This window comes from Nocardioides sp. TRM66260-LWL (genome assembly GCF_020075545.1).
GTDB lineage: Bacteria > Actinomycetota > Actinomycetes > Propionibacteriales > Nocardioidaceae > Nocardioides.
The window spans coordinates 72,727-95,075 of sequence record NZ_JAIQZK010000004.1 but is presented as its reverse complement, the minus strand read 5'-3'; the positions used below and the strand labels follow the sequence as shown (position 1 = coordinate 95,075).

The window sequence follows — 22,349 nt, the reverse complement described above, 5'->3', positions numbered from 1 at the left end:
CTAGCCGAGCGCGTCCTCCAGCAGGGCCAGCGTCGCGGGATCGGCGTGGAAGGGCGCCAGCCGCGCACGCAGCAGCCGCTCCAGCGCGCCGGAGTCGTGCAGCGCCCGGACGACGGGCGGCGCCAGGCGCTCGACGTCGTCGAGCAGCGCGTCGCGGTCGAGGTCGAGCTCGTCGAGGAGCTCGGGACCGGTGTAGCCGCCGAACCGCTCGAAGAACGCCTCGACGACGGTGCGCCCCAGGGCGGCCGCCTCCGGGGTGCCGGCCGCGACCACGACCGCCTCGTGCGCGGCGTCGACCACCGCGACCAGGCGCGTGCGGGCGTCCGGGTCGTCGACGCCGGCGACCCGCTCGGCGGCGACGAGGTCCCACACCTGCAGGACGGCGTCGCGGGTCGCGGGGTCGCGCAGGGTCTCGACCAGGATCCGGTTGAGGCGCCGCACGGCCAGCGCGCCCCCGCGTCCGGCGGCGTCGCCCAGCAGGCCGTCGAGCTGCTTGTCGGCCGCGCCGATCACCTTCGTCGCGGCCCCCGTGCCGAGGCTGACCAGAGACCCCAGGCCCGGCACCTTGCCGGCCACGGCCTTGTTGGCCTCGAGGACCTCGCCGACGATGCGGCCCATGAAGCGGGACGCCACGACGCCGACCGTCGGGGCCTCGGCGAGCCGGTCGAGGCGCTGCTCGACGAGCGGGTGCAGCGCGAGCACGGCGTCGACGATCCGCTCCACCTGCGGCCGGTCGACGAGCGCGCCGACGGCGTGGGGCCGCTCGGGCCCGTCGAGCACCAGGGTCGTGGCCATCTCGATCACCCCGCTGACGGCGGCGCTCGGCGGCACGGTGGCCAGGGCGCGCTCGACGACGTCGGCGACCGCCTCGACGTCGACCACGTCGGCGATCGGATGGGCCTCGGCCGCCGCGAGCAGCTCCGTGGCGAGCGCGCGGACCTCGACGGTCAGCGTGTCGCCGGTGAGCCGCTCGACGTGGTGGGCGACCTGCGCGTCCAGGAGCCGCCGGGCGAGCTCCTCGGCGCGGGCGGTGGGGGGAGTCATGCCCCGACCGTAGGCGACGCCGCCCGGATCAGACGTGCTTGCCGGTGCCGGTGCCGGCGGCACCACCCTGCTGCGCGAGGAGGAGGTCGCGGATCTCGCGGAGCAGCTGGACGTCCTCGGGGGTTCCCGGCGGAGCGCTCGGGAAGTAGCGCTCCTTGACCCGCGTGTAGGGCAGCACGACGAAGAAGTAGACGACCGCCGCCAGGATGACGAAGGAGATCACCGCGTTGAGGAAGAAGCCGAGGCTGCCGGACTTCGCGTCGGCGAAGACCGACCCGGCGCTCGGGATCTTCGCCGTCAGCCACGCCGTGAACGCGGTGACGACCGTGCCGAACGCGGTGCCGATGATGACCGCGACGGCCAGGTCGACCAGGTTGCCGCGCAGGATGAAGCTCTTGAAGCCGCCGAGCATGGGGTGCTCCTCGTGGGGTTCGGGACTCGGGTTTCGGGGACGCCCCGCACGCTAGTCACTCCAGGCGTAGCCGAGCAGGAGGCGGGCCGCGGCGGCGGCGATGCGGGGCACGTCGTCGGCGGCGACGTCGAGCACCACCGGACGCCCGGGCGCGTCGGAGACCGCGGTCGTCGAGGCCGGCGGCACGGCCAGGACGACGACGTCGCGCGCCACCACGGCGGCGTCGGCGTCCTCGTCCACGGTCGACCCGGCGGCGGCGGAGGTCGAGCCGGTGGCGAGCAGGTCGATCCGCTCGCCCGGGTGCAGCAGCTCGACCAGCGCGGCGTCGGGCAGGCGCACCGGCAGGGCCACCCGGCCCGGCGTCCGGGGAGTCACCTCGGCGCCCAGCAGCCGCAGCGGCGTGACGGGCTCCCCGGGCCCGACGGCGCTCGCGACCCGGCGTCCGAGGACCGGCGCGGCGCCGGCGACGGCGTCGGCGGGCGCGGTGCCGACGGCGTAGCGCGCCACGCGGACGTCGCCGGGGGAGACCTCCTGGCCAGCGGCCAGCGGACGGGCCGCCACCAGCACCGGCTCGGTGGGCGTCGCGGGCGGCTGGAGGAGCCGCAGCGACAGCGCGGCGGCGGCGCCGAGCAGCAGGACGCCGATCAGCCGGCGGCGGGCGCGCACCGCGCGCCGCAGGCGTCGCGAGCCGGTGACGACGGTCGGGAAGGCCTGCTCGAGGGACATGCCCGCGACGCTAGGCCGACCGCGGTGCCGTCCGTGCGGGCCCTCCACAGGGCGCCGGACGCGCGGGCGCCGGCGCGGTCAGGACGCCGAGGAGCTCGTCGAGGGCCCCGATGTGCTGCCGGTGCTCGTGCTGGTCGAGCTGCCGGAGCCGGAGTCGCCCGAGGAGCCCGTGCCGCCGGACGACGCGCTCGCGCTGGACGAGGTCGACGAGGTCGACGAGGTCGACGAGGTGGAGGAGCCCGAGCGCGAGTCGGTGCGGTAGAAGCCGGAGCCCTTGAACACCACGCCGACCGCGTTGAACACCTTGCGGAGCCGGCCGTGGCACTGGGGGCACTCGGTGAGGGCGTCGTCGGAGAACTTCTGGACCTGCTCGAACGCGTGGTCGCACTCGGTGCAGGCGTACTGGTAGGTGGGCATGCGGGTCCCTCGGCAGATCGGAGTGGCGTGCGCCTGGCACTCGGATGGCGCGAGTGCCAATTCTACGGGACGTCCGAGCCGGGTGGCACCATGGCCGCACCATGACCGACGCGTCCCGCCGCCCGTCCGTCCGTGCCCGGCTCGAGGCCTTCCGGGCGCTGCCGCGACCGCTGCGGCTCGGCGCCTGGGGGAGCGTCGCGCTGGTCCTCGTGCTGATCGCCGCGGCGATCGGCGGGACGGTCGTCGCCCGGCGTCCCCTTCCGCAGGTCGACGGGACGCTGACCCTGCCGGGCCTCGGCGCCGAGGTCGAGGTCGTGCGCGACGCGCACGGCATCCCGCAGCTCTACGGCGACTCCGTGGCCGACCTCGCGGCGGCCCAGGGCTTCGTGCACGCCCAGGAGCGCTTCTTCGAGATGGACGTGCGCCGGCACGCCACCGCCGGCCGGCTCGCCGAGCTGTTCGGGCCCGAGGCGCTGCCGTCCGACCGGCTCGTGCGCACCCTCGGCTGGCGCCGGGTCGCCGAGCGCGAGCTGGCGCTGGTGCGTCCCGACACTCGCGCGTTCCTGGAGGCCTACGCCCGCGGCGTCAACGCCTACCTGCACAGCCGCGGGACGACCCGCCTCGGGGTCGAGTACGCGGTGCTCGCCGCCGGCGGCTTGCGGTACCGGCCCGAGGACTGGTCGCCGGTCGACTCGCTGGCCTGGCTCAAGGCCATGGCCTGGGACCTGCGGGGCAACCTCGACGACGAGATCGACCGCGCGCTCAGCATCGCCGCGGTCGGCCCGCGCCGCGCCGCACAGCTCTTCCCGCCCTACGACGAGCGGCGGCACGCGCCGATCGTCACCCAGGGCGCGGTGGTCGACGGGGTCTACCAGCAGGACGCCCGCGCGGGCGGCACCCGCAAGCCCCTGCGTCCGGCCTTCGACGCCGCCCAGGTGGCCGCGCTGCGCCGCACCGGTCGGGCGCTGACCGCGGCGCCGGCCTGGCTGGGGCGCGGCGACGGCGTCGGCTCGAACAGCTGGGTGGTCGCCGGCCGGCACACGGTCACCGGGCGTCCGATCCTCGCCGACGACCCCCACCTCGGCGTCGGCCTGCCGGGGGTGTGGATGCAGATGGGCCTGCACTGCCGCACCGTGTCGACCTCGTGCCCCCTCGACGTCGCAGGCTTCACCTTCTCCGGCGTCCCCGGGGTGCTGATCGGCCACAACGCCGACATCGCCTGGGGCTTCACCAACCTCGGCGCCGACGTCACCGACCTCTACGTCGAGCGGCTGCGCGGGCGGCGGTGGCTCGACGACGGCCGGCTGCGCCCGCTCACGGTGCGCACCGAGACGATCCGCGTGCGCGGGCAGGCCGACGAGCGGCTCACCGTCCGCGCGACCCGGCACGGCCCGCTGCTCTCCGACCTCCCGGACGCCGGCCTGGCCGCGGGCGACGACCTCGCCGCCCGCGCGACGACGGCCGGTCGGGGCGGTCGCGTCGGAGCCGCCGCGTCCGCCGAGGGACGCCTCGGCGAGGGCACCGGCGTCGCCCTGCGCTGGACCGCGCTGGACCCCGCGCCGACGGCCGACGCGATCCTCGACCTCGACCTCGCCACCGACTGGCGCTCCTTCCGCGCCGCGGCGGCGTCGTTCGCCGTGCCGGCGCAGAACCTGGTCTACGCCGACCGGCGGGGCCACATCGGCTACCAGGCGCCGGGCCGCGTGCCGATCCGCGTGTCGGGCGACGGGCGGCTGCCGGTCGCGGGCTGGCGTCCGGAGAACGAGTGGCGCGGGTACGTCCCGTTCGACGCCCTGCCCTCGGTGCTCGACCCGCGGGAGGGCCTGGTCGTCACCGCCAACCAGGCGGTCGTCGGCCGCGACTACCCCTACCTGCTCACCCGCGACTGGGACCGCGGCTACCGCTCCCAGCGCATCCGCGACCGCCTGAGCAGCATGCTGGCCGACGGCGGCCGGGTGGGCGTCGACGACCTCGCCGCGCTGCAGCTCGACTCCCGCAACCCGATCGCGGCCACGCTCGTCCCGCGGCTGCTGCGGGTGCCGCTGTCCGACCCCTTCTACCGCGACGCGCAGCGCCTGCTGGAGGGCTGGGACCTCACCCAGCCGGCCGACGGTCCGCAGAGCGCGGCCGCGGCCTACTTCAACGCCGTGTGGCGCGCGCTGCTGGCCCGCACGTTCCACGACGAGCTGCCCCGCGACCTGTGGCCCGACGGCGGTCAGCGCTGGTACGCGGTGATGGAGTCGCTGCTGGAGCGCCCCGACGACCCGTTCTGGGACGACGTCACGACGCCCACCGTCCGCGAGACCCGCGACGACGTGCTGCGCGCCGCGCTCCTGCAGGGCCGCGACGAGCTGACCCGGCTGATGTCGCGCGACCTCTCCGGCTGGACGTGGGGCCGGGTGCACCGGCTCGACCTGCGCTCGCCGACCCTGGGGGAGAGCGGGATCGCGCCGGTCGAGGCGCTGGTGAACCGCGGTCCGTGGTTCGTCGGCGGGGGCACCTCGGCGGTCGACGCCGCCTCGTGGGACGCCGCGTCGTCCTCGGCGCGGCCGTACGCGGTGACCACGGCGCCGTCGATGCGGATGGTCGTCTCGCTGGCCGACCTCGACGCGTCCCGGTGGATCAGCCTCACCGGCGTCTCCGGGCACCCGTTCAGCGCGCACTACACCGACCAGACCGACCTGTGGGCGCGCGGCGAGACGCTGCCGTGGGCCTTCGGTCGGCCGGCCGTCGACGCCGCGGCCCGCGACCGGCTGCGGCTGGTGCCCGGCGCCGACGGCTGAGTCGGCGGACCCGGGCCGCCGACCGCCGAGCGACCTGGCCCCCCGCTCACCGGCGGGGCAGGCGCACCAGGCCGGACGGCGTGAGGGCCCCGGTGACCGGACGGTCGTGCGGCTCCACCGGCACGGGCACGCCCACCTCGTCGTCGTGCAGGAGGACCCACACCGGGGTGCCGACGGGCACGCGTGCGAGGGCGCGGTCGTAGGAGCCGCCGCCGCGCCCCAGCCGCCGCCCGGCGTCGTCGACCGCGAGGCCTGGCACGAGCACGACGTCGGCCGTGGCGATCGCCTCGAGCCCCAGCGGTGGGCCCTCGGGCTCCCGCAGCCCCCGGGACGCCGGGCGCAGGTCCTCCTCGCGGGTGAGGACCGCCCAGTCGAGGTCGGCGTCGGGCCGCAGCAGCGGCAGGAGCACCCGGACGCCCGCGGCGCGCAGGCCAGCGAGCAGCGCGGCGGTGCCGACCTCGGCGCCCACGCCGACGTAGGCGGCCACGGTGGTCGCCCGGCGCACCTCGGGCGCGGCGAGCGCATGCGCGGCGACGGACCGGGCCGCCTGCGCCCGCTCGGCCGGGGGGCGGTCGCGCCGGGCCGCGAGGAGCCGATCGCGCAGCTCCGCCTTCGCCGTGCGCGGTGTCGCGTGCGCGGCGTCTCCCGCCGAGTTGCCCGGGGCCTGCGACGCGCACACGCGGGTCAGCCTAGGCTGGCCGACATGACCTCCCCCGGGTTGCAGCAGGCACGCGAGAAGATGCGCACGGCCGGCATCGACGACGTCGCGATCGAGACCTTCGCCCACTACCACCGGCTCCTCGAGCACGGCGAGACCGGGATGATCCCCGAGTCGAGCATCGATCCGGTCGGCATGGACTCCCTGGCCGACGTCGACGTGCCCGACGACGTCGCGGCCGCCGCCATCCGCACGACCGCGGTGATCAAGCTCAACGGCGGCCTGGGCACCTCGATGGGCATGGACCGCGCGAAGTCGCTGCTGTGCGTGCGGCGCGGGCTGTCGTTCCTCGACATCATCGCCCGCCAGGTGCTGCACCTGCGCGAGCGCTACGACGCCCCGCTGCCGCTGATCCTGATGAACTCCTTCCGCACCAGCGGCGACACCATGGCCGCGCTGGCGCGCTACACCGACCTGCCGGTCGCGGGCCTGCCGCTGGAGTTCCTGCAGAACAAGGAGCCCAAGCTCCTCGCCTCCGACCTCACGCCCGTCAGCTGGCCCCAGGACCCCGAGCTCGAGTGGTGTCCGCCGGGCCACGGCGACCTCTACACCGCGCTGCGCGGCACGGGGCTCCTCGACGCCCTGCTGGAGGCCGGGTACGAGCGCGTCTTCGTCTCCAACTCCGACAACCTCGGCGCGACGCCGGACGCCCGCGTGGCGGGCTGGTTCGCCTCCTCCGGCGCGCCGTTCGCGATCGAGGCGGTCCGGCGGACGCCGTCCGACGTCAAGGGCGGCCACTTCGCCCGGCGCAAGGCCGATGGCCGGATCGTGCTGCGCGAGACCGCGCAGACCCTGCCGGAGGACAAGGCGGCGCTGGCCGACCTCAGCCGGCACGCCTACTGCTCGACGAACAACCTGTGGTTCGACCTGCGCGCCATGAAGGACCTGCTCGACCAGCGCGACGGCATCCTCGGCCTCCCGCTCATCCGCAACGTCAAGACGGTCGACCCGGGCGACGCCTCCAGCCCCGAGGTGATCCAGATCGAGACCGCGATGGGCGCCGCGATCGAGGTCTTCGAGGGCGCCACGCTGATCGAGGTCGGCCGTGACCGGTTCGTCCCGGTCAAGACCACCAACGACCTCCTCGTGCTGCGCTCGGACGTCTACGCGATCGGCGAGGACTTCGTGCTCGACCAGGTGGCCCCGGCGGTGCCGTTCGTCGACCTCGACGCCCGCTACTACAAGCTCGTCGGCGAGTTCGACAAGCGCTTCCCCGAGGGCGCGCCGTCGCTCAAGGAGGCGTCCTCGCTGCGGGTCGAGGGCGACGTCGTCTTCGGCAAGGGCGTGGCGGTGCGCGGCGACGCCGCCGTGCGCACCGGCTCCACCACCCGCCTCGATCCCCAGACCGTGCTGGAGGGCTGAGCGTGCCCGACGCCGCCGTCCCCCTCGAGGCGCACCTGCGCCGCATCCTCGACGCCGTCGCGCCGCTGCCGCCGCGCGACGTGCCGCTGCTCCAGGCCCACGGTCTGGTGCTGGCCGAGGCCGTGCACGCCGACCTCGACCTGCCGTCCTTCGCGAACTCCTCGATGGACGGCTACGCGGTGCGCGCCGCCGACCTCGTCGGCGCGGCCGACGACGCCCCCGTGGCGCTGCCGGTGCGGGGCTCGATCGGCGCGGGCGCCGGCGCGGAGGCGGTCGTCGAGGCGGGCACGGCGGTCAAGATCATGACCGGCGCGCCGCTGCCGCCGGGCGCGGACGCGGTCGTCCCCTACGAGTGGACCGACGCCGGCGCCGAGACGGTGCAGGTGCGACAGACGCCGCAGGCCGGCGCCCACGTGCGGCCGGTCGGCGACGACGTCGCCCGCGGGGCGCTGCTGCTCGAGGCCGGCACCCGGCTGACCTCGCGCCACCTGGGGCTGCTCGCGGCGATCGGACGCCCGACGGCGCGGGTGCACCCGCGGCCGCGGGTCGCGGTGGTCTCCACCGGTGCGGAGCTGCGCGCGCCCGGCGAGTCGCTGGGCCCCGACGCGATCTACGACTCCAACTCCACGCTGCTGGCCGCCGCCGCGCTCGAGGCCGGCGTCGAGCCGGTGCACGTCGGCCGGCTCGACGACGACGTCGACGGGCTCTGGCCGGCGCTGCAGCGGCTGCTGCCGCGGGTCGACCTCGTCGTCACCTCCGGTGGCGTCTCGATGGGCGACTTCGACGTCGTCAAGGCGGCGCTGCGCGCGCTCGACCCCGCCGACGGCGAGGTGTGGTTCGGGCCGGTGGCGATGCAGCCGGGCAAGCCGCAGGGCTTCGGCCTGCTGCTCGATCGCTCGGGCACCGACGGCGACGCGCCGCGGTCGGTGCCGATCCTGACGCTCCCGGGCAACCCGGTCTCGTCGTACCTGTCCTTCGAGGTCTTCGCCAAGCCCGCGCTGCGCCGTCAGCTCGGACTGCCCGACGACGCGCTGACCACCCCCACCGTGCGCGCCCGGCTGGTCGGGGCGGTGGGCTCGCCCGCCGGACGCCGCCAGCTGCTGCGCGGGCGCCTCGCTGCCGACGGCACGGTGACGCCGGTCGGCGGCGCCGGCTCGCACCTGATGGGCTTCCTCGCCCACGCCGACGCGCTGATCGTCGTCCCGGAGGAGCTCACCTCGGTCGAGGACGGCGCGGAGGTCGACGTGATCCCGCTGCCGTCGTGGGCGCCCGCCTCCCGAGACGGGGGTGCGTCGTGAGCGACCGGCTGACCCACGTCGACGCCTCGGGAGCGGCGCGCATGGTCGACGTCTCGGGCAAGCAGGTGACCGCCCGCACCGCCACCGCGTCGGGGCGCGTGCTCGTCTCGCCCCAGGTCGTGGCGCTGCTGCGCGGCGAGGGCGTGCCGAAGGGCGACGCGCTCGCCGTCGCCCGGATCGCCGGCATCATGGCCGCCAAGCAGACGCCGGCCCTCGTCCCGCTGTGCCATCCGCTGGCGATCTCCGGCGTCGAGGTCGAGCTGCACGTGGCCGACGACGCCGTGGAGATCTCCGCGACCGTGCGCACCGCCGACCGCACCGGGGTGGAGATGGAGGCGCTCACCAGCGTCACCGTCGCCGCGCTCACCGTGATCGACATGGTCAAGGCGGTCGACAAGGGCGCGGTGATCACCGACGTGCGGGTCGAGGCGAAGTCCGGCGGCCGCTCCGGCGACTGGACGCGGGCGGACCTGCCGTGAGCGCCGGGTCGCCGCGCGGGGCCGTCGTCGTGGCCTCCAACCGCGCCGCCGCGGGCGTCTACGAGGACGCCACCGGCCCGCTGATCGTCGACTTCCTGCAGGCCCAGGGCCTCGAGGTCGACGCGCCCGCCGTCGTGCCCGACGGCGACCCGGTGGGCGACGCGATCGCCGCCGCGCTCGCGGCCGGGGCCCGGGTCGTCCTCACCACCGGCGGCACCGGCCTGACGCCCACCGACCGCACGCCCGAGGCGACCCGCCCGCTGCTCGACCGCGAGGTGCCCGGCCTGGCCGAGGCGATCCGCGCGCACGGCGTCGCGAAAGGCGTCCCGACCGCCGTGCTCTCCCGCGGCCTCGCCGGCGTCGCCGGCGACGCGCTCGTCGTGAACCTGCCCGGCTCGCGGGGCGGCGTGAAGGACGCCCTCGCGGTGCTCGAGCCCGTGCTGCGCCACGCGCTGGAGCAGATCGTCGGGAGCGACCATTGAGCGGTGCCGCCGGCCGGCTGAGCCAGGCGTGGCCGGCGACCCTGCGCTGGCGTGACCTCGACGTCGCGCCGCCCGGCGACCCCGACGTCGTCGTCCGGCCGCTGCGCGGCTCCGACGCCGGGCCGTGGCAGCGCGCCCGGGCCCGCAACGCCGCCTGGCTGACGCCCTGGGACGCCACCGTGCCGCCCGGCAGCGACCCGCGTCCGACGACGTTCCGCGCGCTCGTGCGTCGCCTGCGCGCCCAGGCGCGCGCCGGCCGCACCTACCCCTTCGCGATCGACCTCGACGGCCGGTTCGTCGGCCAGGTCACCGTCAACAACGTGGTGCGCGGCTCGGCCCAGTTCGCCTCGATCGGCTACTGGATCGACCGGGACGCCGCCGGCCGCGGCGTCATGCCCCGCGCGGTGGCGCTCGTGATCGACCACTGCTTCACCTCCGCTCGCCTGCACCGCATCGAGATCGCCATCCGCCCCGAGAACTCCAACTCGCTGCGGGTCGTGGAGAAGCTGCGGATCCCCGAGATCGGCTACGCCCCACGCTTCCTGCACATCGACGGCGGCTGGCGCGACCACCGGCTCTTCGCCGTCACCAAGGAGGAGGTGCCGCTCGGGCTGTGCGAGCGGCTGGTGCGGGATCCGGGGTGAGCGAGGACCGTCGGTTTCCCCGGTCGACCGGGGAAACCGATCGATGACGGGCGAAACTTCGCCTGTCATCGATCGACTTCGCCCGTCCTGATCGGAACGTGTCCGTCACACGAGCAATATGCGACACACGGGTTGACATCCGCCTCACGCCCTCGTCGCGCTCCTAGGCTGCGGCCGTGGACCTGAGCGGACTGATCTTCGTCGCCCTGGCCGTCGCGTGGGCGGCCTACCTGGTGCCGAAGGCGCTCCGGTATCACGAGGACGTCCACCGCAGCCGCTCGATCGACCGCTTCTCGACCACCATGCGCGTGCTCGCCCGCCGCGAGCCCACCGACCGCGGCCGCGCCCGTCTGGTCGTGACGCCGGGACGCACGCCGGAGGCGCCCGCCGTCCAGGCGCCCGCCCCGCGCGTCGCCGCGCCGACCGCCGCCACCAGCCCCGCCACCAGCCCCGCCGCCGCGGCCGCCGCGGCCGCCCCGGCCGCCGACGAGCAGCGCCGGGCGGAGCCCGTGGCCCGCCGCGTCCCGCCGGCCGTCCGCCGGGAGGCGGCCCGTCGTGCGGCGCAGCGCCGCCGCCGCGTGCTCGGCACCCTGACCGGTCTGCTCCTCGCCGTCGTCGCCCTGGCCGCTGCGGGCGTCGTCGGGTGGGCGTGGACGAGCGCGCCGATCGCCCTGCTGATCGCCTGGCTGGTCGCGTGCCGCCTGATGGTGCGCCAGGAGCGGGGCCTCGGCGCCGTGCGGCGTCCCGCACGGTCCGCAGCCGAGCGCGTCCGGTCGCGGCCGTCGCTGGCCGAGGCCGCGGCCACCGCCGTCGAGGACGCCTCCCTCGCCGACCTCGACCCCGACCTGACCTCCGAGGTGCCCGTCGTCAGCGAGTCCGCTCCGGTCGACGCCGCTGTGGTCGACGGACCGGTCACCGCGCCCGGCCTCTGGGACCCCGTGCCGGTCACCCTGCCGACCTACGTCGCCAAGCCCGCGGCCGTGCGTCGCAGCGTGCGCACCATCGACCTCGACTCCACCGGCGTGTGGACGTCGGGCCGCACCGAGGCCGACGCGTCGATCGCCCGCGAGGCCGACGAGCAGCGTCGCCGCGACGTCCGCCGCAGCGACGAGGGCGGCCGCGCGACCGGCTCCTGAGGCCTCCCGCCCGCAGCCCGGCCGGATTCGGAACCGGTCGCCGCGGGTGCTAGCCTTCCCGACGCGCCGCGAGGCGCACTGGGGCTGTGGCGCAGTTGGTAGCGCGTCTCGTTCGCATCGAGAAGGTCAGGGGTTCGAATCCCCTCAGCTCCACCGAGGCCCGGCAGGGCCCACCCCGATCCCGTCCGGCTCCCCGGGCGGGATCGCTGCGTCCGGGGGCGTCGTCGCCTCGCACCCGTCTGGACCGGTGGTGCCCGCGAGCGACCCGAGATGACCGTCACAGACGGACCGCCCGATACGCTCGGCGCCGTCACGTCCGATGGCCCAGACTCGACGCCGGAGCATGCCCGCGAGGGCATGCCCGCTCCCTCCCCCCGGAACAGCAGGAGTCCTCATGTTCGGCAGGAAGAAGTCCGACGAGAGCGCGCCCGAGGCGCTCGACGCCGAGGTGGCCGCGGCCCCCGTCGCCGCCGACGCCGCCCCCGTCGAGGAGCCTGCGGGCGAGGCCGCGGCGGCCGAGGCCGCCCGGCACCGCGTCCGCACGCCCCTCCTCGTCGCCGCTGCGGTGCTGCTGCTCGGCGGCGCCGTCGCCGGTGGGGTGCACCTGCTCGGTGACGACGACCCGACGCCGGCCGCCGCGCCCGCCGCGGAGCCCAGCGCCGACGCCACCGACGACGGCCCGACGCTCATCGACGGGCTCATCGACGGCCTCGACGACCCCAGCCCGTCGGCCGCCGCGCTGCCGCAGGGCCTCACGCTCACGGGGTCCACCGGCACCCGCGGCTTCGGCGACGAGCAGCGCGACGACCCCAACGCTCCCGGTCCGGTCATCCAGGTCGGCGACGGCGACGAGCCGTCCGAGGCCCCGTCCTCGCCCGTCACCGAGCCAGCCGCGCCGAGCCCGTCGGCCGAGCCGACGCCGACCACCGCGCCGAGCCCGAGCCCCTCGGCCACCAAGGGCCCGCTCGGCAGCGCGCTCGACCCGGTCGTCGAGACCGTCGCCGACGCCCTCGACAGCGGCTCGGGCGGCGCGACCACGCCCCTGACCGGCCCGGTCCGCACCGCCGTCTCGACGGTCACCGACGCCGTCGACGGCCTCATCGGCATGCTCGGCGGAGGCGCCCCGTCGGTGCCCGTCCCGACCGGTGCGCCCGGGCTGCCGGGTCTGCCCGTCTCGCGCTGACCCCGCTCCGCTCCGTCCACGAGCCCCGGCCGACCGGCCGGGGCTCGTGCTCGTCCGCAGGGGCTCTCGGTCCGACGCCGCCGGTGACGGTCGTCACAGCGGGTGTGGCAGGGTGGGGAGGTGACCGCCTCCCCTCCGCGGTCGGACGGGCGTGCCCGGCCGACCGACCCCCGCGTCGTCGCCGCCTGCCGGCGCGTGCTCGACGACCTCGACGGCCTCACGGCCCGGGTCTGCGCCCAGATCCGCGACGCCGAGGCCGTCTACCGCACCGCGGTCACGCCGGAGCAGCTCGCCGAGTCGGTGCGGCCGAACCTGGTCGGCATCGTCCAGTCGCTCATCTCCGAGGACGGCACCCCGCTCGCCCCGCCGCGGCACACCGGACGCGTCCGCGCGGCCCAGGGGGTGCCGCTGCCGCCGGTGCTCCACGCCTACCGCCTCGGGGTGCTGAGCGTGTGGAACGAGCTCGTCGAGCTGTGCGGCCCCGACCCCGACGCCGCCCGCGCGCTGCTGGCCTCCGGCGAGCGGCTGTGGACGGCCCTCGACCTCTACTCCCAGGAGCTCGCCGCCGCCTACCGCGAGGTCGAGGTCGAGCAGCTGCGTCGTGACGCCCGCCTGCGGGAGTCCGCGCTGACGGCCGTGCTCACCGGCGCGCCGCCGCAGGGTCGCACGCTGGCCGAGATGGCCGACGTGCTGGGCCTGCCGCTCGGCGGCCCGTTCGCCGTGATCGCCGCCGATCACGCCGAGGCCGACCCCGGCGCCGACGGGGGAGCCGGCAGCGGACCCACGCCGGAGTCCGTGCTCGCCGGCCTCGGCGTCCGCTCCGCCTGGCGCACCGAGGCCGACGGCGACCTCGGTCTGGCGACCCTCGCGCCGGGCGCCCGCGGGACGTTGGCCGCGGCCCTCGTCGCGCTCGGCGACGTCCCGCTCGCCGGACGCCGGGTCGGCGTCAGCCGGGTCCACCCGACGCTGGCCGACGTCCCCGCCGGGGTGACGGAGGCGCGGCTGGCCCGCGACGCCGCGGCGCCGGGCCGGGTGACGGCCTACGACGACGCCCGCGTCGCGGGGCTGCTGCTCGGCGCGCCGACGCTGGCCGACGACCTCCGCGCCGACCTCGCCGGCGCCCTCGCGCCGCTGCCCGCGGGCGAGGCCGAGCGCCTGCTCGAGACGTTCGTGGCCTGGTTCGACGCCGACGGGTCGGCCGAGCGGGCGGGCGCGGCGCTCCACTGCCACGCGAACACCGTGCGCTACCGCCTCAGCAAGCTGGCCACGCTGACCGGACGCGACCTGCGCCGTCCGGCCGACGTGGTGCACCTGCACCTCGCCGCGGAGGCCCACCGCCTGCGGGCCGACGCCGGCGCGGCCTGAGCCACGCCGGCGTGCTGTGCGGGTCCCGCCTCAGCCGACCGTCACGAGCGCCCCATGGCGCGGGCGCCCTGCTCGATCGCCTCGCGGATGCGCGTGTACGTGCCGCAGCGGCAGATGTTGCGGATGGAGTCGAAGTCGGACTCCCGCAGCGGCCGGCCCTCCTTCTGCAGCCGCCTGACCAGCGCGACGGCCTCCATGATCTGGCCCGGCTGGCAGTAGCCGCACTGCGCGACGTCGCGGTCGATCCACGCCTTCTGCATGGGGTGCAGGCCCGGGCCCGGAGCGGTGTCGGCCAGACCCTCGATCGTGGTGACCTCGTCGTCGGACTGCAGGTCGCCGACCCGCACCGAGCACGGGTTGAACGCCTTGCCGTTGATGTGGCTGGTGCAGGCCTTGCACACGTTGATGCCGCACCCGTACTTCGGTCCGGTGACGCCGAGGATGTCGCGCAGCACCCACAGGAGCCGCACGTCGTCCTCCACCGTGACGGTGACCTTCTCGCCGTTGAGGATGAACGTCTGCTTGGGCATGTCGATGTCTCCTACGCCGTCAGCGGGCGGTCTTGAGGCCGTTGGTCGGCGCCGGGGGGATCGGGGGGACGAAGGTCTTCGGCTTGAACGAGATCGTGCCGTGGTTGATCGGGAACATCTCGGGGATGCGTCCGGTGGCGCGGGCGTAGGCGCAGGCCACCGCGGCCGCCGAGGTGCCGACGGCGGCCTCGCCGGCGCCGCCGGGCGTGGTGACGCCGGAGTCGACGATGTGCACCTCGACCTGCGGCGGGACGTTCCACTGCCGGGTGTAGAAGTAGTTGTCCCAGCTGGCCTCGAGGAACTTCCCGTCGCGCAGGTGGCAGCTGCTGGTGAGGGTGAGCGCGAGGCCGTCCATGAAGCCGCCCTGCATCTGCGCCTCGAGTCCGCGGGGGTTGATCACCAGGCCGGGGTCGACCGCGATGACCGCCTTCGTGACCCGCGGACCGGTGACGGTCTCGGGACCGAGGTCGCGGTTCACCGTCGTCGGACGGCAGTCGAGCTCGACGAGCACCGCGGTGCAGCCCTTGTACTCCTTGTGCACCGCGACGCCCTGCGCCACGCCCTTCGGCAGGCGGCGCCCCCAGCGTCCGGCCTTCGCGACCGTCTCGAGCACCTTGACGACGCGGGGGTCCTTGAGGTGGGCCGTGCGGAACTCGACAGGGTCGACCTTGAGCGCCTTCGCGATCTGGTCGATCGCCAGCTCGGCGGCGACCGCGACGTCGGGGGAGTAGATGTTGCGCATCGAGCCGGTCTTGAACGCCCCGTCGGTCTCGTTGAGCAGCTGGGTGACGACGCCGAAGTTGTAGGGCAGCTGCTGGGTGAGCAGGAAGATCGACTGCGAGAAGCCGTAGCCGCCCAGCCCGGTGGGCAGCTCGTCGGCGGTGGAGGTGAGGATCTCGCCGAGGCCGTGGCTGAAGTCGGTGACGACGCTGGTGTGCCGCTGCTCGAAGGAGACGACCTGCCCGGCGAGGATCGAGGCCCGCACACGCGAGGTGGCCATCGGGTGCAGTCGGCCCTGACGCGGCTCGTCGGCCCGGTGCCACATGAGCTTGACCGGCACGCCCATGGCCTTGGAGATGGTGGCGGCCTCGAGGGCGTGGTCGCTGAAGAGCTTGTGGCCGAACGACCCGCCGCTGGTGATGACGTGGACCTTCACCTTGTCCTGCGGCAGGCCGGCCATCTGGGCGATGTTCTGCTGGGCCAGGATCGGCACCTTCAGGCCGGCCCAGATCTCGGCGCGGTCGGGCCGGACGTCCGCGATCGCGCTGTAGGTCTCCAGCGCCGCGCTGGAGCGGAAGGCGAAGGCGACGTCGACGTCGATCGTCTGCGTCAGCGGGGTGGACGGGACGACCAGCGGCAGCTCCGCCGCGCGCAGCGCCTTCAGGACGGTGGCGTCGGACTGGCCGTCGGCGGGGCCGGCGTTCCACTCCACGCGCATCGCGCGCACGGCGTCGATGCACTGGCCGAAGGTGCGCGCGCGCACCGCGATGCCCGTGGGCACCTGCGCGACGTGGGTGACGCCGGGCATCCGGAGGATCTGGCTGCGGTTGAGCAGGCGCTTCGGGGTGCCCTGGTGCTGCGGGGCGCGGCAGACCATCGTCGGCAGCGCGTTCGGCACCTTCAGGTCGGTGGTGAACCTCTTCGCCCCGGTGACGGCGTCGTGGGCGTCGAGCCGCGAGTGCGGCTTGCCGATGACCTTGAAGTCCTTCTCCGGACGCAGCGCGACCTCGACGGTCTTGAGCACCTGGCTGGCCGCGCTGACGGCGAGGTCGCCGTAGCTGCGGCTCTGTCCGGTCAGCGGGTCGCGCACGACGCCGGCGATGGTGACCAGCCGGTCGGCGGTGGTGCCGAGCTCGATCGCGGCCGCCGCGAGCAACTGCTGACGGGCCAGCGCCGCGGCCACGCGGACCGGCGTGTAGGTGGAGAAGGTGGTGTTGGAGCCGCCGGTGAGCTGGTTGAGCAGCAGCTCGGGACGGGCGGGCGCGAGCGTGACCTCGACGCGGCGCACCGGGAGGTCGAGCTCCTCGGCGATGATCATCGCGGTCGAGGTGATGATGCCCTGGCCGACCTCGGCGCGCGGGAACTCGAAGTGCGCGGTGCCGTTCTCGCGGATCGTGATCGAGATCAGCGCCGACGTCGGCAGCGCGGCGTCGGTCTGGAGGTCCTCGAGGTCGTAGACGTCGGAGATCTGCGGCGCGGACGGGATCGCGGCCATCGCCTTCGGCGTGCCGAGGCTGAGGTCGGCGGCCACCGCGAGCGTCGTGCCGGCGAGCACGTAGCCGAGGAAGCGCCGGCGCTCGACGCCTCCGGGGCCGTCCTCGTGATCGGACGTCGTGGTCTCGACGGTCGGTGTCGTCATCGACTGCTCCAGGCTGGGGATCCCCCCGAGAGGCCGGCCCGGCTGGGGGGCAGGGGAGGGAGGCCGGCGGCCGTCAGCGTGACACGCGCCACATAACTCGATCTATGTGGGGCGGCACAACGTTGTCGGGTGCTCGCTGTCGCGAGCACCAACCCGTCGAGCGGTCAGGCGTGGGGCGTGTGGACCGGGGTCGCGACCGCGCGCAGCGGCCGTCCCGAGCCGCCCCACTGGGCCGCCACGAGCTCGGCCGCGATGCTGACGGCCGTCTCCTGCGGGGTGCGTCCGCCGAGGTCGAGCCCGACGGGGCTGGAGAGCCGCGCGAGCTCGGCGTCGTCCAGCCCGGCGGCGCGCAGACGGGCCAGGCGGTCGTCGTGGGTGCGGCGCGACCCCATCGCGCCGACGAAGCCGATCGCCGGCAGCCGCAGGGCGACGGTCAGCAGCGGCACGTCGAACTTCGGGTCGTGGGTGAGCACCGCGACGGCGGTGCGCGCGTCGACGCGCCCCGCCGCCTGCTCGGCCGCCAGGTGCCGGTGCGGCCAGTCGACGACGACCTCGGCCGCGGCCGGGAACCGCTCGGGCGTGGCGAAGACCGGTCGGGCGTCGCAGACGGTGACGTCGTAGCCGAGGAACGACCCGACCGAGGCCAGGGCGGCGGCGTGGTCGACCGCGCCGTAGACCAGCAGCCGCGGCGGCGGCGCGAAGGCCTGGACGAGCACCCGCATGCCGAGCCCGCGGCGCTCGCCGTCGGGGCCGTAGGTGAGGGTGGCGGAGCGGCCCGAGGCCAGCACCCCGGCCGCGTCGGCCCGCACGGCGGCGTCGCGCCGGGCCGACCCCAGGGACGCCTCGGACGGCTGGTCGTCGACGCCGACCAGGAGCCGGCGCCCGACCACCGCGACGTCGGGGTGCTCGACGACGGTCGCGATCGCGACCGGACGCTGGGCGTCGACGAGCGCCGCCACGGCCTCGAGCTCGGGGAAGGCCGCGGGGGAGACGGGCTCGACGAAGACCTCGATCTCGCCGCCGCAGGTCAGGCCGATGGCGATGCCCGCCTCGTCCGCGATGCCGTACTGCTCGCGGACGGGACGCCCGGTGGCGATCGCCTCGCGTCCCAGCTCGTAGACCGCGCCCTCGACGCATCCTCCGGAGACCGACCCGACGACGGTGCCGTCGTCGCGCACGAGCATCGCCGAGCCCACCTCGCGCGGCGCCGAGCCGCGCACCGACGTGACGGTCGCCAGCGCCGCCGTCCGGCGCTCGCGCCAGCAGGCGAGGAGGTCGTCCCAGGGGTCGCGCACGTCGGTCACCCTAGCCACGGGTGTGATCCGGGCCTCGTCCGCGGCGGCCCGGTGCGCTCACCCCTGAGGGCCTCGGGAGGCGCCGGGAGCGCGCGTAGCGTCGAGGGGTCGGCCACCCGCCGGCGCCACCCGTCCCCCATGCATGAGGAGCAGGAAGACATGGCCACCACCGTCAAGGCCTACGCCGCCCCGTCCGCCACCGACCCGCTCGAGGCCACCACCATCGAGCGCCGTGACGTGGGGGCCGACGACGTGCAGATCGCGATCCGCTACGCGGGCATCTGCCACTCCGACATCCACACCGTGCGCGGCGAGTGGGGCAAGGTCCCCTACCCGCTGACCGTCGGCCACGAGATCGTCGGCGAGGTCACCGCGGTCGGCTCGAACGTCTCGAAGTTCCAGGTCGGACAGCGCGTCGGCGTCGGCTGCATGGTCAACTCCTGCCGCGAGTGCGAGAACTGCAAGGCCGGCGAGGAGCAGTACTGCCTGAAGGGCGAGATCGGCACCTACGGCTCCACCGACCGCGACGGCACCGTCACCCAGGGCGGCTACTCCGAGTCGATCGTCGTCGACCAGGACTTCGTGCTGAACGTGCCCGAGTCGATCCCCTACGAGGCCGCCGCCCCGCTGCTGTGCGCCGGCATCACCACCTACTCGCCGCTGCACCACTGGAACGCCGGCCCCGGCTCGAAGGTCGCGGTCGTCGGGCTGGGCGGCCTCGGCCACATGGCGGTCAAGATCGCCCACGCCATGGGCGCGGAGGTCACCGTGCTCTCGCAGTCGCTGAAGAAGCAGGAGGACGGCCTCCGGCTCGGCGCCGACCACTACTACGCGACGTCCGACAGCGACACCTTCGAGCACCTCGCGGGCACCTTCGACCTGATCGTCAACACCGTCTCCAGCGCCAGCCTCGACTTCGGCGGCCTTCTCGGCCTGCTCAAGCTCGACGGCACGATGGTCAACGTCGGCGCCCCGGGCGAGCCGATCAGCCTCGGCATCTTCAACCTCTTCACCAACCGCCGCCGCCTCGCCGGCTCGAAGATCGGCGGCATCCGCGAGACCCAGGAGATGCTCGACTTCTGCGCCGAGCACGGCATCGCCGCCGACGTCGAGGTCATCTCCGCCGAGCAGATCAACGAGGCCTACGAGCGGGTGCTCGCCTCCGACGTGCGCTACCGCTTCGTCATCGACACCAGCACCCTCTGACGTCCCCGCCCCGGACGTCCGGGTCTGCGGCCGGTCACCGACCGGCGCGGATTCCCGCACGGCGGCGTGCCGCACGCTATCCTCGGCGTGGCAGCACGCCGCCGTGTCGTTTCCCAGGCGCCGCCGCTGCCCTCGTCCGGTCGCACGCCCGTCGCGTCCCACCGGACGATGCGGGGCCTGCAGCAGCCGGCTCCGGAGAGCATCGTCGCCCGCCCCGCGCCGGGGTGGGCGCGTCGCACCTCGACCCGCGGGGCCGGGGTGCCGGACCGGCACGAGGACGTGCCGTGCAGGAGGGGCAAGTGGCTCGAGGCGGTCAGCGCCAGGGCGGCCAGGGCGGAGGCTCGGGTCGCGCGCAGCAGCGCGGCGGACAGCGCCGTCGCAACGGTCGCCGACTCGACAACGACGGGCTGATCCCGGTGCTCGCCCGCGCGGTGCGCGAGGTCGAGATCGCGGTGCAGCGCGGACGCGTCGACTCCCGCACCCGCAGCACCTTCCAGGTGGTCGCCCTGCTCGTGCGCGAGGAGCGTGCCCGGCTCAAGGCCGCCGCGGAGCTCACCGAGCACCAGCGCGGCGAGGAGCTCAAGCGGCTCGACGGCATCGCGACAATCCTCGCCAAGACCGCCGCGCGCGAGCCGTCCCTGCTCGCCCTGCTCGCCGAGGACGCCCAGCTGAGCGAGTCGGCGCGCGAGCTGAAGGCCGAGATGCTCCGCGCCGCCGGCTACGACGCCGTGGTCGAGGAGGCCGAGAAGGACCCCGAGGCCGACGGCGTGCTGGCGCTGCACGTCGAGCGCCGCGTCGTGCCGCAGTCGGTGGTGGCCCGCCGACTGGCCAACCCGTTCCTCGTGCCCGACTTCTCCGGCGCGCAGCCCGGCTCGGGCGTCGCGCGCCGGCTGTCGGGCTGGGAGCTGCTCGGCCCGCTCTTCCGCTCCTTCGAGTACGTCGGCGGGGCCCCGGCCTGCATGCCTCTGCCCGAGGCGTCGTCCCTCCCGCTCACCGGCCTGGTGCCCGCCGGGCTCGAGCTCATGCCCCACCAGGCGCAGCTCGTCGCGTCGGCCGCGCAGGGCCACCGCACCTACCTGCTCGCCGACGAGCCCGGTCTGGGCAAGACCGCGCAGGCGCTGCTCGCGGCCCAGGCCGCCGACGCGTTCCCGCTGCTCGTCGTGGTGCCCAACGTGGTCAAGACCAACTGGGCGCGCGAGGCCACGCGCTGGACCCCGCAGCGGGCCGTCACGGTCATCCACGGCGACGGCGACGACGTCGACGGGTTCGCCGACATCGTGGTGGTCAACTACGAGGTGCTCGATCGGCACGTGGGCTGGCTCGGCGAGTTCGGGTTCCGCGGCATGGTGGTCGACGAGGCCCACTTCATCAAGAACAAGACGTCCCAGCGCTCGCAGCACGTGCTGCACCTCTCCGAGCGCATCCGGGCGCGCACCGTCCGGCCGCTGATGATGGCCCTCACCGGCACGCCGCTGATCAACGACCTCGAGGACTTCCGCGCGATCTGGCAGCTGCTCGGCTGGATCGACGACGTCAAGCCCCTGGGCCGGCTCATGGACCGCCTCGAGGACACCGGCCTCACGCCCGCCGAGCCGGCCTTCTACGGCGCCGCCCGCGCCTGCGTGATCGAGATGGGCATCGTCCGGCGGCGCAAGCTCGACGTCGCCGCCGACCTGCCCGCCCGTCGCGTCGCCGACCTGCCCGTCGAGCTCGACGACGCCGCCGGCCGCTCGATCCGCGACGCCGAGCGCGAGCTCGCGCGGCGGATGGTCGAGCGCTACTTCACCGCGCTCGAGACCCGCACCAGCGGCGTGCGCACCGAGGGCATCGACGAGGAGCTCGTGCGGCGGGTGGCCGGCTGGGAGCTCGCCGACGGCGCCGACCGCAAGGACGGCGAGAACGTCTTCACCATGGTGCGCCGCATCGGCCAGGCCAAGGCCGGGCTGGCCGCCGACTACGCCGCGCAGCTGGCGCGCAACGTCGGCAAGGTCGTCTTCTTCGCCAAGCACATCGACGTCATGGACGTCGCCGAGGAGGTCTTCGCCAAGCGCGGCCTGCGCTACGCCTCGATCCGCGGCGACCAGACGCCGAAGGCGCGGCAGGCGGCGATCGACGCCTTCACCACCGACCCCGACGTCGCCGTGATCGTCTGCTCGCTCATGGCCGCCGGCGTGGGCCTCAACCTGCAGGTGGCCTCGAACCTGGTGCTCGCCGAGCTGCCGTGGACCGACGCCGAGCAGACCCAGGCGATCGACCGCATCCACCGCATCGGCCAGGAGGAGCCGGTGACGGCCTGGCGGGTCATCGCCGCGCAGACGGTCGACACCCGCATCGCCGAGCTGATCGACTCCAAGGCCGGGCTCGCGGCCCGCGCCCTGGACGGCTCGGACGTCGAGGTCGGCGCCTCGGCCGACATCCAGCTCGAGGCGCTGGTCGCGCTGCTGACCGCGGCGCTCGAGCGCGAGCTCGCCTCGGGGACGCCGCGCCGCATCGTCGTCCGCTCCTGAGCGACCGCGATCGGGCCTCCCGGACGGCGGGGGCGGCTCAGCCGAGCAGCAGCACGACGGCGAGCAGCACCGCGATGACGACGATCGCGATCGTCATCCACAGCCCCACGGAGAAGGCCGGCAGCGGCTCGCGCAGGCGCATCGCCCGCTCGACCCGGGCCCACCGCAGGTAGGCCAGGACGGTCATGCCGGCACCCAGGCCGACGAGCAGGACGACGAGCGTCGCCCGCGCCCACGGCACGTCCGGGACGCCCAGGGAGTGCAGGGCGACCGCGCCGGCGATCAGGGCCAGGGAGGTGCGCACCCAGGCGAGGAAGGTGCGCTCGTTGGCGAGGCTGAAGCGGGGATCGGGCTCCTCCCCGGCGTCGTAGACCCACGGGGGACGGCGCTCGCTCAACCCGGC

20 protein-coding genes and 1 tRNA gene are annotated in these 22,349 nt (G+C 75.3%); 12 read left to right on the top strand and 9 right to left on the bottom strand.

What is annotated here, in order from left to right:
• From K8Z61_RS11470 to K8Z61_RS11455, 4 genes are all read right to left on the bottom strand, one after another.
• The gene (locus tag K8Z61_RS11470) at positions 1-1,044 is read right to left on the bottom strand and encodes a hypothetical protein (RefSeq protein WP_224129619.1); all 1,044 of its coding nucleotides are present in this window, start codon (positions 1,042-1,044) and stop codon (positions 1-3) included.
• Between the two features lie 28 nt (positions 1,045-1,072).
• Positions 1,073-1,456, bottom strand: coding sequence for an MscL family protein (locus tag K8Z61_RS11465; protein WP_224129617.1), 384 nt, complete (start codon positions 1,454-1,456; stop codon positions 1,073-1,075).
• A gap of 51 nt (positions 1,457-1,507) precedes the next feature.
• Positions 1,508-2,182, bottom strand: coding sequence for an SAF domain-containing protein (locus K8Z61_RS11460; RefSeq protein WP_224129615.1), 675 nt, complete (start codon positions 2,180-2,182; stop codon positions 1,508-1,510).
• A gap of 78 nt (positions 2,183-2,260) precedes the next feature.
• Entirely contained in the window at positions 2,261-2,599 is a 339-nt protein-coding gene (locus K8Z61_RS11455) for an FmdB family zinc ribbon protein (protein WP_224129613.1), read from the bottom strand.
• 101 nt (positions 2,600-2,700) lie between these two features.
• On the opposite strand from K8Z61_RS11455, the gene K8Z61_RS11450 reads away from it, so the two are divergent.
• Positions 2,701-5,382 (top strand): penicillin acylase family protein, encoded by a 2,682-nt coding sequence (locus K8Z61_RS11450; protein ID WP_224129610.1) that lies wholly within the window; start codon positions 2,701-2,703, stop codon positions 5,380-5,382.
• 46 nt (positions 5,383-5,428) lie between these two features.
• Here the strand turns inward: K8Z61_RS11450 and K8Z61_RS11445 are convergent, their stop codons facing one another.
• Entirely contained in the window at positions 5,429-6,061 is a 633-nt protein-coding gene (locus tag K8Z61_RS11445) for a 5-formyltetrahydrofolate cyclo-ligase (RefSeq protein ID WP_224129608.1), read from the bottom strand.
• A 24-nt stretch (positions 6,062-6,085) separates the two neighbouring features.
• On the opposite strand from K8Z61_RS11445, the gene K8Z61_RS11440 reads away from it, so the two are divergent.
• The 9 genes from K8Z61_RS11440 to K8Z61_RS19320 all read left to right on the top strand — a co-directional run bounded on the left by K8Z61_RS11440 (position 6,086) and on the right by K8Z61_RS19320 (position 14,049).
• The gene (locus K8Z61_RS11440) at positions 6,086-7,462 is read left to right on the top strand and encodes a UTP--glucose-1-phosphate uridylyltransferase (protein WP_224129606.1); all 1,377 of its coding nucleotides are present in this window, start codon (positions 6,086-6,088) and stop codon (positions 7,460-7,462) included.
• A gap of 2 nt (positions 7,463-7,464) precedes the next feature.
• Positions 7,465-8,760 (top strand): gephyrin-like molybdotransferase Glp, encoded by a 1,296-nt coding sequence (glp, locus tag K8Z61_RS11435; protein ID WP_224129604.1) that lies wholly within the window; start codon positions 7,465-7,467, stop codon positions 8,758-8,760.
• A 41-nt stretch (positions 8,761-8,801) separates the two neighbouring features.
• Positions 8,802-9,239 carry a cyclic pyranopterin monophosphate synthase MoaC gene (gene moaC / locus K8Z61_RS11430; protein WP_374227951.1) on the top strand — a complete coding sequence of 146 codons (438 nt, stop codon included), beginning with the start codon at positions 8,802-8,804 and terminating at the stop codon, positions 9,237-9,239.
• Complete coding sequence (locus K8Z61_RS11425; RefSeq protein ID WP_224129600.1) at positions 9,236-9,721, top strand: molybdenum cofactor biosynthesis protein B; 486 nt, start codon at positions 9,236-9,238, stop codon at positions 9,719-9,721. The genes moaC and K8Z61_RS11425 overlap by 4 nt, the downstream gene beginning before the upstream one ends.
• The gene (locus K8Z61_RS11420; RefSeq protein WP_308116775.1) at positions 9,718-10,365 is read left to right on the top strand and encodes a GNAT family protein; all 648 of its coding nucleotides are present in this window, start codon (positions 9,718-9,720) and stop codon (positions 10,363-10,365) included. Before K8Z61_RS11425 ends, K8Z61_RS11420 begins: the two co-directional genes overlap by 4 nt.
• A gap of 176 nt (positions 10,366-10,541) precedes the next feature.
• Entirely contained in the window at positions 10,542-11,501 is a 960-nt protein-coding gene (locus K8Z61_RS11415) for a hypothetical protein (protein ID WP_224129598.1), read from the top strand.
• Positions 11,502-11,581: 80 nt separating this feature from the next.
• Positions 11,582-11,654, top strand: a tRNA-Ala gene (locus K8Z61_RS11410).
• A 241-nt stretch (positions 11,655-11,895) separates the two neighbouring features.
• Complete coding sequence (locus K8Z61_RS11405) at positions 11,896-12,684, top strand: hypothetical protein (protein ID WP_224129596.1); 789 nt, start codon at positions 11,896-11,898, stop codon at positions 12,682-12,684.
• A 120-nt stretch (positions 12,685-12,804) separates the two neighbouring features.
• A complete protein-coding gene (locus tag K8Z61_RS19320; RefSeq protein WP_224129594.1) occupies positions 12,805-14,049 on the top strand; it encodes a CdaR family transcriptional regulator in 1,245 nt (414 codons plus the stop codon).
• A 41-nt stretch (positions 14,050-14,090) separates the two neighbouring features.
• On the opposite strand, the gene K8Z61_RS11395 is transcribed toward K8Z61_RS19320, so the two are convergent.
• From K8Z61_RS11395 to K8Z61_RS11385, 3 genes are all read right to left on the bottom strand, one after another.
• Positions 14,091-14,579 carry a (2Fe-2S)-binding protein gene (locus K8Z61_RS11395; RefSeq protein ID WP_224129592.1) on the bottom strand — a complete coding sequence of 163 codons (489 nt, stop codon included), beginning with the start codon at positions 14,577-14,579 and terminating at the stop codon, positions 14,091-14,093.
• Between the two features lie 19 nt (positions 14,580-14,598).
• The gene (locus tag K8Z61_RS11390; RefSeq protein ID WP_224129590.1) at positions 14,599-16,938 is read right to left on the bottom strand and encodes a molybdopterin cofactor-binding domain-containing protein; all 2,340 of its coding nucleotides are present in this window, start codon (positions 16,936-16,938) and stop codon (positions 14,599-14,601) included.
• Positions 16,939-17,102: 164 nt separating this feature from the next.
• Entirely contained in the window at positions 17,103-18,233 is a 1,131-nt protein-coding gene (locus tag K8Z61_RS11385; RefSeq protein ID WP_224129588.1) for an XdhC family protein, read from the bottom strand.
• A gap of 159 nt (positions 18,234-18,392) precedes the next feature.
• Between K8Z61_RS11385 and K8Z61_RS11380 the strand changes: the two genes are divergently transcribed.
• Positions 18,393-19,439, top strand: a complete 1,047-nt coding sequence (locus tag K8Z61_RS11380; protein WP_224129587.1) for an NAD(P)-dependent alcohol dehydrogenase — start codon at positions 18,393-18,395, stop codon at positions 19,437-19,439.
• Between the two features lie 299 nt (positions 19,440-19,738).
• On the top strand, positions 19,739-21,946 hold the full coding sequence (locus tag K8Z61_RS11375; protein WP_224129585.1) for a DEAD/DEAH box helicase: 2,208 nt from the start codon (positions 19,739-19,741) through the stop codon (positions 21,944-21,946).
• A gap of 37 nt (positions 21,947-21,983) precedes the next feature.
• Here the strand turns inward: K8Z61_RS11375 and K8Z61_RS11370 are convergent, their stop codons facing one another.
• A complete protein-coding gene (locus K8Z61_RS11370; protein WP_224129583.1) occupies positions 21,984-22,343 on the bottom strand; it encodes a YidH family protein in 360 nt (119 codons plus the stop codon).
• Between the last annotated feature and the right edge of the window lie 6 nt (positions 22,344-22,349).

Excerpts from the sequence above, each read along its gene's own strand:
- K8Z61_RS11470 (WP_224129619.1), bottom strand. The coding sequence starts at position 1,044 with ATGACTCCCCCCACCGCCCGCGCCGAGGAGCTCGCCCGGCGGCTCCTG.
- K8Z61_RS11465 (WP_224129617.1), bottom strand. The coding sequence starts at position 1,456 with ATGCTCGGCGGCTTCAAGAGCTTCATCCTGCGCGGCAACCTGGTCGAC.
- K8Z61_RS11460 (WP_224129615.1), bottom strand. The coding sequence starts at position 2,182 with ATGTCCCTCGAGCAGGCCTTCCCGACCGTCGTCACCGGCTCGCGACGC.
- K8Z61_RS11455 (WP_224129613.1), bottom strand. The coding sequence starts at position 2,599 with ATGCCCACCTACCAGTACGCCTGCACCGAGTGCGACCACGCGTTCGAG.
- K8Z61_RS11450 (WP_224129610.1), top strand. The coding sequence starts at position 2,701 with ATGACCGACGCGTCCCGCCGCCCGTCCGTCCGTGCCCGGCTCGAGGCC.
- K8Z61_RS11440 (WP_224129606.1), top strand. The coding sequence starts at position 6,086 with ATGACCTCCCCCGGGTTGCAGCAGGCACGCGAGAAGATGCGCACGGCC.
- moaC (WP_374227951.1), top strand. The coding sequence starts at position 8,802 with ATGGTCGACGTCTCGGGCAAGCAGGTGACCGCCCGCACCGCCACCGCG.
- K8Z61_RS11405 (WP_224129596.1), top strand. The coding sequence starts at position 11,896 with ATGTTCGGCAGGAAGAAGTCCGACGAGAGCGCGCCCGAGGCGCTCGAC.
- K8Z61_RS11395 (WP_224129592.1), bottom strand. The coding sequence starts at position 14,579 with ATGCCCAAGCAGACGTTCATCCTCAACGGCGAGAAGGTCACCGTCACG.
- K8Z61_RS11390 (WP_224129590.1), bottom strand. The coding sequence starts at position 16,938 with ATGACGACACCGACCGTCGAGACCACGACGTCCGATCACGAGGACGGC.
- K8Z61_RS11380 (WP_224129587.1), top strand. The coding sequence starts at position 18,393 with ATGGCCACCACCGTCAAGGCCTACGCCGCCCCGTCCGCCACCGACCCG.